Origin of the sequence: Pseudomonas idahonensis (genome assembly GCF_037903935.1) — a bacterium.
Lineage (GTDB): Bacteria > Pseudomonadota > Gammaproteobacteria > Pseudomonadales > Pseudomonadaceae > Aquipseudomonas > Aquipseudomonas danubii.
Genome location: NZ_CP149586.1, coordinates 3,601,715 through 3,613,439, shown reverse-complemented (window position 1 = coordinate 3,613,439; position 11,725 = coordinate 3,601,715). Strand labels below are relative to the sequence as shown.

The 11,725-nt window shown below is 63.2% G+C and carries 11 protein-coding genes; 5 read left to right on the top strand and 6 right to left on the bottom strand.

Features of this window, described 5'->3' with window-relative positions:
• Positions 1–81: 81 nt before the first annotated feature.
• Together WIN67_RS16305 and WIN67_RS16300 are read right to left on the bottom strand one after the other, a co-directional pair.
• On the bottom strand, positions 82–537 hold the full coding sequence (locus WIN67_RS16305) for an SRPBCC family protein (RefSeq protein WP_102879210.1): 456 nt from the start codon (positions 535–537) through the stop codon (positions 82–84).
• 79 nt (positions 538–616) lie between these two features.
• A complete protein-coding gene (locus WIN67_RS16300) occupies positions 617–2,611 on the bottom strand; it encodes a methyl-accepting chemotaxis protein (protein WP_339069275.1) in 1,995 nt (664 codons plus the stop codon).
• Positions 2,612–3,066: 455 nt separating this feature from the next.
• Between WIN67_RS16300 and WIN67_RS16295 the strand changes: the two genes are divergently transcribed.
• Complete coding sequence (locus WIN67_RS16295) at positions 3,067–3,603, top strand: hypothetical protein (RefSeq protein ID WP_102863460.1); 537 nt, start codon at positions 3,067–3,069, stop codon at positions 3,601–3,603.
• Between the two features lie 48 nt (positions 3,604–3,651).
• Here WIN67_RS16295 and WIN67_RS16290 read toward each other — a convergent pair whose 3' ends face one another.
• A complete protein-coding gene (locus tag WIN67_RS16290) occupies positions 3,652–4,647 on the bottom strand; it encodes an aldo/keto reductase (protein ID WP_123390676.1) in 996 nt (331 codons plus the stop codon).
• Between the two features lie 118 nt (positions 4,648–4,765).
• On the opposite strand from WIN67_RS16290, the gene WIN67_RS16285 reads away from it, so the two are divergent.
• Positions 4,766–5,680 (top strand): LysR family transcriptional regulator, encoded by a 915-nt coding sequence (locus WIN67_RS16285; protein WP_339069271.1) that lies wholly within the window; start codon positions 4,766–4,768, stop codon positions 5,678–5,680.
• 93 nt (positions 5,681–5,773) lie between these two features.
• Here the strand turns inward: WIN67_RS16285 and WIN67_RS16280 are convergent, their stop codons facing one another.
• Entirely contained in the window at positions 5,774–5,902 is a 129-nt protein-coding gene (locus tag WIN67_RS16280; protein WP_256596732.1) for a hypothetical protein, read from the bottom strand.
• 171 nt (positions 5,903–6,073) lie between these two features.
• Here WIN67_RS16280 and WIN67_RS16275 point away from each other — a divergent pair, with 171 nt between their 5' ends.
• Positions 6,074–6,262 (top strand): hypothetical protein, encoded by a 189-nt coding sequence (locus WIN67_RS16275; protein WP_042941707.1) that lies wholly within the window; start codon positions 6,074–6,076, stop codon positions 6,260–6,262.
• A 17-nt stretch (positions 6,263–6,279) separates the two neighbouring features.
• Here the strand turns inward: WIN67_RS16275 and WIN67_RS16270 are convergent, their stop codons facing one another.
• Positions 6,280–6,660, bottom strand: a complete 381-nt coding sequence (locus WIN67_RS16270) for a fe2+ zn2+ uptake regulation protein (RefSeq protein WP_102863463.1) — start codon at positions 6,658–6,660, stop codon at positions 6,280–6,282.
• A gap of 300 nt (positions 6,661–6,960) precedes the next feature.
• On the opposite strand from WIN67_RS16270, the gene WIN67_RS16265 reads away from it, so the two are divergent.
• Positions 6,961–9,294, top strand: coding sequence for an acylase (locus WIN67_RS16265; RefSeq protein WP_339069267.1), 2,334 nt, complete (start codon positions 6,961–6,963; stop codon positions 9,292–9,294).
• A 52-nt stretch (positions 9,295–9,346) separates the two neighbouring features.
• On the opposite strand, the gene WIN67_RS16260 is transcribed toward WIN67_RS16265, so the two are convergent.
• Positions 9,347–10,348, bottom strand: a complete 1,002-nt coding sequence (locus WIN67_RS16260; protein ID WP_102863465.1) for a FecR family protein — start codon at positions 10,346–10,348, stop codon at positions 9,347–9,349.
• 290 nt (positions 10,349–10,638) lie between these two features.
• Here WIN67_RS16260 and WIN67_RS16255 point away from each other — a divergent pair, with 290 nt between their 5' ends.
• Complete coding sequence (locus WIN67_RS16255; protein ID WP_123390681.1) at positions 10,639–11,676, top strand: Ldh family oxidoreductase; 1,038 nt, start codon at positions 10,639–10,641, stop codon at positions 11,674–11,676.
• The last annotated feature ends 49 nt before the right edge of the window (positions 11,677–11,725 follow it).

Here is an 11,725-nt window from a genome sequence, read left to right as displayed (position 1 = left end):
GGCTTCCAGTCGGTCAGCGGATTGGAGGGGACTCTAATCAGCGCTGGCTGTCAGGAAACTGAGGCGGGCATTACAGATTTGTCAGTCGCCCGGATGCTCCAGGCGTTGCTTGAGATTGCCCAGGGCCTGGGTCGACAGCTGTTCCATGCGCGCCCGCAGGCCGCTCAGTTGCAGGTCGGTGCAGTAGTCCAGCGTGTGCCGCAACAGCGTGCCGTCGCTCTGCTTGTTCAGTTGGTAATGGACAGTGCCGTCCAGCGCCGCGGAGCTGAAGACGGCCTTGAACTCCTTGGGAAATACCGCGTTCAGCACGCGATAGCTCATGGGGATCTGTACTCCGAGCAGATTCATGACTTCGCTGAAGCGGTGACCCGCCGGCAGCGAGCCACAAAAGCCGGTGTCGGCCCGCAGGCAGGAGGGCTGCCACTCCGGCCAGCGGTCCGGCTGGGTCACGTAGTAATAGACAGTGTCGATATCGGCCTGGATATACAGCTCGTGGCTGAGCCGCTCTTGCAGCAGATGTGATTGGCGCTGACCCATGATGCACCCCACTTCCTTGTGACCGGAGCCTCCAATATAGTCCCGCCGCCTGGGGGTGCCAGCGGCGGCGGCAGACCGTTCAGCGGACTTTGAAGCGGCTCATCAGGTGGCTGACCTGGGCATTGGCCTGCAGCAGGCTCTGGGTATTGCTTTCACCGGCTCGGGCACTCTCCACCAGCTCCTCGACCATGTGTCGGATGCTGACCATGCTGCGGTTGATCTCCTCGGTCACCGCGCTCTGCTGCTCGGCGGCGGTGGCGATCTGGGTGCTCAGGCTGTTGATCTGGTTCACCGAGTCGGCCATTTCATCCAGGCCGCTGTTGACCCGGGCCGTGGCGTCCGCCGCGGACTGGCAACTGGCCTGGGTGTTTTCCATGGCGCTGACCGAGGAGCTCACGCCCTGGGTCAGGCGGCTGAGCATTTCGTTGATTTGCGAGGTGCTGTCCTGGGTCCGCGCGGCCAGGGCCCGGACCTCATCGGCGACCACGGCAAAGCCGCGTCCCTGCTCCCCAGCCCGGGCCGCCTCGATGGCGGCGTTGAGGGCCAGCAGGTTGGTCTGCCCGGCGATCGCGCCGATTACCCCGAGGATCTCGGTGATGCGCTGGGCGTCGGCTTGCATGGCCTCGACCTTGTGGGTGGCATCGGCCACTTCGTCGATCAGCGCAATCACGCTGCCGGAGGCTTCGCCCACCACCACCCGCGAGTGTTCGGCATGCTCGTTGGCGCGCCGGGTGAAGTCCGCGGTCTGGGCGGCGTTGGCCGCGACGCTCTCGGCCGTGCTGCTCATTTCGGTGATGGCGGTCACGGTCTGGTCGGTTTCCGAGGCGTGGCGCATCAGGATCTGCTGGCTGTGGGCCGAGGTCTGCTGCAACTGCGCCAGGCTGCCGGCCATGGCTTCGGTGGCCTGGGTGACTTCGCCGATCATGTTCTGCAGGTACTGGATGAAGTGGTTGACCGAGTGCCCGATGGCCCCCAGTTCGTCCTCGGCGCGGATCACGATGCGCCGGGTCAGGTCGGCGTCACCGGTGGCCAGGGCATCGATATTGCCCTTGAGGATCTTCATCCGCCGCACCAGTTGGCGGATCGCATAGACCTGCAGCAGCACCAGCAGGATCACCATGGGGATCTGCAACAGGCTCAGGGTGCTCAGCACATCGTCGCGCTGGGCGGTGATCAGGTGGGTGGGCAGGGCGCTGGCGAGGAACCACGGGGTGCCTTCGATGGCGCGCATAAAGAAGGTGCTGGGCACCCCGGCGTTATCGAACTCGATACGTTGGGCGCTGTTGTCGCGACGTTCCAAGGCGCTCTGCACCTGGGCCGCGAAGGGCGAGCCGGCGGCCAGTTCCCGGATGTTCTTCAGCACGATCGGGCCATTGATCCGCGAGCTGTTGCTGATGACCTTGCCGTCGGCCTCGACGATCAGCATCTGGGCGTCGAGCGCTTTCTCCTGGCGGGCCACCAAGTCGTTGAAGAAACCCAGGGTGACGTCGATGGTGGCCACGCCCCAGGGTTGGCCGTCGCGGCGGATGGCCATGGCGCAGTTGGTGCGTGGCTCGGCGCTGGCGTCGTCCTTGTAGGCCGCGGCCCAGGCGCACTGGCCGGGAGCGCTCTGCAGGCCGCCTTTGTACCAGGACTGGTCGTAGTAGTTGGGGGCCGGGTCGCTGTTCCAGAAGGTGTTGACCACCAGCTTGCCAGACGCATCACGGTGCCAGAAGGTGCTGTGCTTGTTGCGCCCCGGGGTGCGCTGGCCGGGCAGGGGCCAGATCCCGCCGCCGAAGACCTTCTGCTCGCCGTACTGGTCCACCAGGCCGGGCAGGACCTTGTCGATGCTGTCGCTGTCGAGCAGGGGCACGGTCTGGGTGATGCTGCGTTGCTGGGCCTGGACCTTGTTCAACTCGCCCTGAATGCGCTGCGCCACTTCGGCGATGCGATTGAGGACCACCTGTTCCTCGGTGTGGCGCAGCTTGGGCGCCACCATTTGGCTGATGCCCACGACTGTGAGTACCAGCATCAGGACAATGAACAGGACCAGAAAGAGCGTGTAGCGGGCTTGAATCGTGCGCAAAGCGGGCATGGGACCTGTCCTTACCGAGCGTTTTTTATTATTTGGAGAGGGGGGAGCCTTGTCGGGGCATCCTCAGGATGTCGGCGCGGTTTTTCTGCTCTTTAGTACGATCGTCCAAAAAACTTCGATGTCGTTGAAAAAGTGTCGCAGGTGACATAGAGGAGGGTCAGACAGACGCTGAACGGTTCGATTGCGAGCAGGAAAAGATCAGGGTTTGCGGATGCTGAAAACAGCCGGCGCCGCTTAAATCGGGCCTTCTGGCTAATTGTGTCGAGTTTGTACAGAAATTGTAATTTGTGGAAATAAAGCGTTGTTGGGAGGTCGTCCTGGCGTTGATACTTGCGCCCATTCAGATGATTCAACACGGCTTGCACCCAGTTTCAGACGCCAGGTAAGACTTTTCCGGTCCTCTCTGAGCCAGGCTGAACAGGAGGATTGGCAAGCCGGACTACAGGAGTGTCAGCATGGCAATCGGATACGTTGGAGGCTGGACCAGCAAGGCGGGTCTGTTGGTGCAGGACGGCGGTGGCAGCGGTTCCTCCAAGCCGGTCTCGCAAAGTGCCAAGGTACGGCAGATGTTGAGCCTGGTGGGAAGCAACCCCACCGTGCTGGATATCCGCAAGATGGACCAGTTGAAGCTTCACAAGCAGATCAAGGGTTTCGATCCGACCAACGTGACCACCAAGTCCCTGGGTGGCATGAGTACCTTCCTCAAGAACAACGGCCTGATTTCCGACATCACCGCGTTGAACCTGATCAACGCCGGCGACAAGTTCGACCGTTTCGGCATTCCGAAGAACCCGGATGAGCCGTTCAATGCCCTGGAATACTTCGCGATGAAGCTCGATGACATCCAGAACAACAACATCAAGGGCAACAAGTACGCCAACTACCTGGTTCCCGAGTACAAGAAGGCCATCTACGTCCTGCAGAGCCTGCAGAACTATGGCAAGGGCAACGGCACTACGGTGACCGACAAGAACGTCTCCGCCAAAGCCTGATCCAGCCGCGGCGCGCGCTCTTGCCGAGCCCGCGCCGCGTTCCTTGCGTCAGCGATTCAGCAGCGCCATCACCTCCTCGGTGTACCGGGGACCTGCGGTGGCCTGCGGGCTGAAAATGCCCTCCAGCGAAGCCAGCTCCGCGGCACTCAGGCGGATCTGCAGCGCTGCCACGTTTTCCTCCAGATAGCGCCGTTGCTTGGTTCCGGGAATCGGGATCAGGTAGTCGCCCTGTGCCAGCACCCAGGCCAGGGCCAGTTGCCCGGCGCTGACCTGTTTGTCCGCCGCCAGTTGCTGCACCTGCTTCACCAGTTGCAGGTTGCGCTGGAAATTCTCGCCTTGGAAACGCGGGTTGGAACGCCGGAAATCGTCGGCGGCAAAGTCATCAGGACTTTTCAGGGCGCCGGTCAGAAAGCCGCGACCCAGCGGGCTGTAGGGGACAAAGGCGATCCCCAGGCGCTGGCAGGCGGCCAGGCAGCCGTTGTCTTCCTGATCCCGGCTCCACAGCGAGTATTCACTTTGCAGGGCGCTGATGGGGTGCACTTTGTGGGCGCGCTCCAGGGTACTTGCCGACGCTTCGCTCAGGCCCAAGTAGCGCACCTTGCCGGCCTGGACCAGCTCCGCCATGGCGCCGACGGTTTCTTCGATGGCCACGTCCGGGTCGACCCGATGCAAGTAATACAGGTCCAGGGTTTCCACGCCCAGGCGCCGTAGGCTGCCGTCGATGGATGCGCGCACGTATTCGGGGCGGCCGTTGACGCCGCGAGCCTGCGCATCGCCCGGATCGCGGACGATGCCGAACTTGCTGGCCAGGAACACTTGCTGGCGCTTGCCGCGAATCGCCTGGCCGATCAGTTCCTCGTTGCTGTGGGGGCCGTACATATCGGCGGTGTCCAGCAGGTTGATCCCCAGTTCCAGGGCGCGGTGCAGGGTGGCAATGGCCTCCTTGGGGTCGTTGCCGGTGGTGTAGAAATCGCTCATGCCCATGCAGCCCAGGCCAATGGCAGAAACCTGCGGACCCTGATGGCCCAGTTGTCGAGTGTGCATCGCTCAATACTCCGATGAGGGGGAAAGAGCGCTCAGTGTGCTACTCGACAAAAGCTGTATAAACAGGCTAAAAGTGCTATCACTATTATCATTATCTAAATAATCGTGAGCCTGTTTCATGGACCGTTTCAACGCCATGCGTGTCTTCACCCGAATTGTCGAGCTGGGCGGCTTTGCCAGGGCCGCCGAGGATCTGCACATGCCGGCGGCCTCGGTCACCATCCTGATCAAGCAACTGGAAGCTCACCTGGGCGTGCAGCTTCTGCACCGCACTACCCGTCAGGTGAGCCCGACCCTGGACGGCGCCGCCTATTACCAGCGCTGCGTGCGCCTGCTGGCGGACCTGGAGGAGGCCGAAGCGGCATTTTCGGTGACCCGGCACAACCCCCGGGGGCTCTTGCGCATCGATATGCCGGTGGGCATCGGTCGGCTGATCGTGATTCCCGCGTTACCGGAGTTTTCCGCCCGCTACCCGCTGATCGAACTGGAGATCGGCCTCAATGACCGCCCCGTGGACCTGATCCGGGAGGGCGTGGATTGCGCCTTGCGGGGCGGCCCGACCCTGGATGACAGCCTGGTGGCCCGGTCGCTGGTGCAGTTGCAGCAAGTGACGTGCGCCAGCCCGGGCTACCTGCAGCAACAGGGAACGCCCCAGTCGCTGGCCGACCTGCAAGGGCATCGGATGGTGGAGTATTTCTCCAGTGTCAGCGGCAAGCGTTATGGCCTGGAGTTCTACATCGATGGCCAGTTGCGCCCGATGGAGTTGCCCAAGCAGGTGGCGGTCAACAGCGCCGACGGCTACCTGGCGGCCTGCGAAGCCGGTTACGGACTGGTGCAGACGCCGTATTACAACGTTGCCCGACAGTTGCGGGCCGGGGTCTTGCGCGAGGTCCTGGAGGATTTTCCGGTGCCGTCGCTGCCGCTGACCGCGATGTATCCGCCTCAGCGTCATCTGTCCACCCGGGTGCGGGTCTTCGTCGACTGGTTGCTGGAACTGTTCGCCCGCCCTGGCAATGGCACCTCGCGACCCTGAAGGTTTGTCACAAAGAGCAGAACGCCCGCAGCGGGGCGGGCGTTGGTTGGGGGAGTGGCAGATTCAGCGGGGCCGATGGACTGGCCGAATGACTCAGCGGTGGTAGTAGCCCGGGCCGCCGTCGTAGTAACGGTGATGCCCGCCATCGCGGGGCATGATGATGCAGCCTGACAGGGTCAGGATCGCCAGCAGGGGAATCAGCAGTGTGATTCGACGGAACATTTCTCAATCCTCAAAGGGCACAGGGAACTCGACAGGACGATGAAGGAGAAAAATCTCTTTCGCGCCTGTACCATGTGACCCCGATTTCCCCGGCGCATCCCCGAATCCGGGTAGGTGCTTGGCATCGTTCTTGATACACGGCGGATACATTTTCAGCTTCAGGACCCCGCAATGACCCAGTCACAACGCTTGAAATACTCGATCCTGATTTCCCTGGTGGTACTGGGGATCATGCTTGGCCTTTCCTACCTGCAGAACCACGGCGTCATCAGTGAAAAACTGTTCCAGTACATCGCCATTGGCGTGGCGGTGGTCGTGGTGGTGATCAATGGCGTGATGCGCCGCAAGGTCAAGCCCTGAGCCGTGGCTCGACCGTCTCAGGAGAGACCGTCGAGCACTGCCGCAGCCTGCTGATGCAGGCTGTAGCTCTTGTCGGCGTTGAGGGTCAGCACGCCCTCGCTGCACAGGCGCTTCAAGACTTCCCGCACGCTTAAGAACGACAGTGGAATATCCAGCTCCAGCAGTTGACTGTGGACCCCCCGCACACCCAGGGAGCGCTCGCTCTGGGCTGCCGTGAGCAGGGCGTCGATGACTTTCAGGCGAATCAGGCTGGTGCGCAGGCCAAAGCTTTTCAGCAGCTGCTTGATCCGTTCGTTACTGTTGCGCTCGGCGTTCTTGCCGAAGACACCGGCGCCGGCATTCAGGGAAGGCGTGTTGTTCACGGTGATGCCGTCCATTGGCAGTTGCGGGTTGTACATGCAAAAACTCCTTAGCAGAGCCTTATCAGGAAAAGAATGATGGGTGCTCTAGTAACTAGACGAACGAGCACGGCAAATCATGAAGCCCGGGATGTAGAAAAATTGTCGGTATCAAGTCGCTGACCTGTCAGCGCCAGGTCGGTGTTGACCTCCGGGGGGTAATTTTTTCGGCGGCCATTCGTCCATAGGGGCAGGCAGGCGTCGGTTGATCCGTGCGCGGCCGGATTCCCAGACTGGCGGCGTTGCCCAACCCTTCCTGCACACCAGTCCTGGTTCTGTATTTTTGCATCAGGAGTCGGCGTGATCATTTCCAGGCAGTTACCGCATTTTTGCCTTGCAGCCCTGTTTCTAAGTCTCAGTTGCGGTGCCCATGCACAGGCGCAGCCCGAACCGACCCGCGCCGAGATTCGCCGCACCAGCTTTGGTGTCCCGCATATCCGTGCCAGCGACGAGCGCGGCCTGGGTTATGGCATCGGTTACGCCTATGCCCAGGACAATCTGTGCCTGATGGCCAATGAAGTGCTGACGGTGAACGCCGAGCGGGCCCGGTACTTCGGTGCCGAAGGTCAGACTCTGGAGCAACGGGACAACCTGAGCAGCGACGTGTTTTTCAGTTGGCTGAATACGCCCCAGGCGGTGGCCGGCTTTTGGCAGGCGCAGCCGCCGGCGGTGCGTGAGCGCATGCAGGGTTATGTCGAGGGCTACAACCGCCAGTTGGCGGAGCGCCGGGTTCGGGGGCTGCCCGAGCAGTGCCAGGGCGACTGGGTACGGCCGCTGGCCACCTCGGACCTGGTGAAGCTGACCCGGCGCCTGCTGGTGGAAGGCGGCGCAGGGCAGTTCGCCGAGGCCCTGGCGGGAGCCACGCCGCCGGGCGTCACGGCCCAGGCGGCACTGAGCGAGGGGCACTGGCAACTGGCGGCAGCCCGCCAGCAAGGCTTCGCCCTGGACCGTGGCAGCAATGCGGTGGCCATCGGCCGCGAGCGTTCGTTCAACGGTCGCGGCCTGCTGCTGGCCAACCCGCATTTCCCCTGGATCGGCGCCATGCGTTTCTATCAGATGCACCTGACCATTCCCGGCCAGCTGGATGTGATGGGGGCCGCCTTGCCCGGCCTGCCGCTGATCAATATAGGTTTCAACCAGCACCTGGCCTGGACCCACACGGTGGATGCATCCAAGCATTTCACCCTGTACCGCCTGCAATTGGACCCCAAGGACCCGACCCGCTATTTGCTGGACGGCCGCTCGCAACCCCTGGAGCGCCAGAGTGTGACGGTGCAGGTCAAAGGCGCGGATGGTCAGTTGCATAGCGAGTCGCGGACCCTCTACAGCTCGGTCTTCGGCCCGGTGGTGCAGTGGCCGGGGGAGCTGGACTGGGACCGCGAACATGCCTACAGCCTGCGTGATGCCAACCTCGACAACACCCGGGTGCTGGCCCAGTGGTACGCGATGAACCAGGCCGACAGCGTGACGGGCCTGCAAGACAGCGTGCATCAGTTGCAGGGCATTCCCTGGGTCAACACCCTGGCGGCAGATGACCAGGGCCGTGCGCTGTACATGAACCAGTCGGTGGTGCCCAACGTCACCCAGGCCAAGCTCGCCCAATGCAGCGATCCACGGGTCGGCACCCAGGTCATCGTCCTTGATGGTTCCCGCAGCACCTGCGCCTGGGACATCGACCCGGCGGCGGCTCAGCCGGGGATCTTCGCCGCTGGCCAATTGCCGCAACTGGCGCGCAACGATTACCTGCAGCACTCCAACGACTCGGCCTGGATGGTCAATCCGGCGGCGCCGCTGCAGGGCTTTTCGCCGGTGATCAGCCAGCAGGACGTGCCGCTGAAGATGCGTGCGCGTTTCGCCCTGGATCGCTTGAGCCGGATGCCCAAGGCCCAGGTCAGCGATCTGCAGCATATGGTCACCGATGATCAGGTGTACCTGGCCGGTCAGGTGATGCCGGACCTGCTGCAATTCTGCGCGCAGGACCTGGGGCCCGACGCTCAGCGACTGGCCGCGCTGTGCGCCAGCCTCAAGTCCTGGGACCGCAGCGCCGGGTTGCAGACGGGCCTGGGCTTCGTGCATTTCCAGGGCATCATGCAGCCGCTGTTGCAGCGTCCGGATATCTGGCGTGTCGCCTTCGACCCCAAGGACCCGCAGCACACGCCACGGGGCCTGGCCATGAGCCGTCCAGCAGTGGCCCAGGCCCTGCGTGAGGCGATGCTGGCCTCGGCGCAGCAAGTGGCGCAGGCCGGGCTGGGCGCCGATGTGCGCTGGGGCGATATCCAGCAGGTGAGCCAGGGCGGGCGGCCGACCCCGGTGCCTGGCGGCCCGGAAAGCCTGGGGGTGTACAACGCTATCCAGAGCGTGCCGGGTGCCGACGGCAAGCGCGAGGTGGTGAGCGGCACCAGCTACCTGAATGTGGTCAGTTTCGATGAGCAGGGGCCGCGGGCCCTGGGCCTGCTGGCGTTTTCCCTGTCCAGCGATCCGGCGTCGCCGCACTTTCGCGACCAGACCGAGGCCTTTGCCCGGAATCAGTGGAGTGTGCTGCCCTTTACCGAGGCGCAGATCCGCGCCGATGGCCAGTATCAGTCGCAACTGATCCAGGAGCCGCGCCAGGATTCGCAGCCATTGGCCAAGTAGTGGGTGTCAGAGGTTGACAGGAATCGAGGCCGCCCCCGTAACGGGGCGGCCTTCAGCTTTTTGGCGGGGACTGGGGCAACGAATTGATCACCGGGTTGCCGTCGCGATTGCGCGTCAGGTAGACCGGCAGCACCTTGGGCAACGAAGTCAGCAGGCTCCTGATTTCCCGGGTGTTGTAGATGCCGCCCACGCGGATCTTGCCGGTCGAGCTGTCAGCCAGCTGCACCGGGGTGTCCAGGTAGCGATTGATCAGTGGCAGGGCATCGCTGAGGGCCAGGTTGTCCAGCACCAGTTTGCCGTTGCGCCAGGCCAGGGAACTGTCGTTGCTGTAGGTCTGGCTGATCTGCGGCGCGTAGTCGCCATCCTTGTAGTGGGCCTGCATGCCCGGTTCCAGGCGGAAACCTTCGCCGGGCAGCGCGGTATTGCTGGTGACCAGCACCGAGCCCTGAAGCAGGGTGACCCGTACCTGATCCTCATACATCCACACGTTGAACTGGGTGCCGGTGACCTTGATCTGGCCTTGGGCGGCCTTGACCACGAACGGATGGCTGCTGTCGTGGCTGACCTTGAAGAACGCCTCGCCCTTCTTCAGGGTGACCCGGCGCTGATCCTTGTAGTTGCTGTAGGTCAGGCTGCTGCCCAGGTTCAGTTCCACCTGGCTGCCGTCGGCCAGGGTCACGTTGCGCAGGCTGTCGCCGGCTTCGAAATGTTCGTAGGACGATGGCAGCCAGCCCAGTTCCCAACCGCTGTAGGCGGCCAGGGGCAGGGCGCACAGGGCGACGGCCGCGGCCGCACCGTAGTGCTGCCAGGTGCGCCGGGGGGCAGGCTTGACCGGAGCCGGCGCCAGAGTGGAGGGCGGCAGTTGATCGGCCACTTCCCATATCTCCCGCATCGCCTCGTATTCGAAAGCGTGCAGGGGGTCGGCATCATGCCATTGCTGAAAGGCCAGACGCTCCGCATCGCTGCAGTCGGCTTCATGCAAACGCATGCACCATTGCGCGGCAGCTTGGGTAATGGCGTCGTATTCGGCTTCTGAGAGGATCTGTTCGCTCATTGACTCTTCCTGATTTCCCGCATTCTACCCTCCGGCGCAAGGCTTGTAGAACAGCCGTCATGGCTAATGCGCATCAAAGTGAACTTATTTTCATCGGCCACGCCCTGAAAACCCGCTGTGTATCGAAAGTGTCTACAAATGGGCACGCCTTGCGGCCGTGTCTGTTGGCCTGCAACTCTGGCACCTTCCTTGCGAGCCATGGGATCGGGTTGACAGGGCCAACAGTCAGCGTTGTTTAATCGCCGGGTCACACGCTGTCGCCCCCTCCAATAATTACTCTGGAGCTTCAGATGTCTGCATCGTCCCTGGTTGTTGAAACGCCTTGCGAATACCTCTCTCTGCCGGCCCTGGTGCAGTTGCTGGAGACGATTTTCCTGCGTCATGGCTGCCGCGCCGAAGTGGCCCGTTGCCTGGCCGAGAACTGCGCCGCCGCTGAGCGCGACGGTGCCCAGAGTCATGGTGTGTTTCGTATCCCCGGCTATGTCTCGACCCTGGCCAGTGGCTGGGTCGATGGTCGGGCGGTGCCTGTGGTGGAAGACGTTGCGGCGGCCTTTGTCCGGGTCGACGCTGGCAACGGCTTTGCCCAACCGGCCCTGGCGGCCGCTCGCGAGCTGCTGGTCAGCAAGGCCCGCAACGCCGGGATCGCGGTGCTGGCGATCCGTAACTCGCACCATTTCGCCGCACTCTGGCCTGATGTCGAGCCCTTTGCCGAAGAGGGGCTGGTGGCCCTGAGCGTGGTCAACAGCATGACCTGTGTCGTGCCTCATGGCGCCGACCGGCCGTTGTTCGGCACCAATCCGATTGCCTTCGCCGCGCCCCAGGCCCAGGGCCAGCCGATTGTCTTCGACCTGGCCACCAGTGCCATCGCCCACGGCGATGTGCAGATCGCCGCGCGCAAGGGCGAGCGCTTGCCCCTTGGCATCGGCGTCGACAGCCTGGGGCAGCCGACCCAGGACCCCAAGGCGATTCTCGAAGGCGGCGCCTTGCTGCCGTTTGGCGGCCACAAAGGTTCGGCCCTGTCGATGATGGTGGAGTTGCTGGCCGCGGCCCTGACCGGAGGTCACTTCTCCTTCGAGTTCGACTGGTCCAACCATCCTGGGGCCAAGACGCCCTGGACCGGGCAGTTGCTGATCGTCATCGACCCGAGCAAGGCCGCCGGACAGAGCTTCGCCGAGCGCAGCCAGGAATTGGTGCGGCAGATGCACGCGGTGGGACTCAAGCGCCTACCGGGGGATCGTCGGCATCAGCAGCGCGAACGTTCGCTGCAAAAGGGAATCGCCATTGGCGTGGAGCAACTGCAGCAGCTGCGGGCGCTGGCGCAGGCCTGAAACGAAAAAAGGCCAGGCCGCCACTGGCGCACCTGGCCCTGGAGCGAGC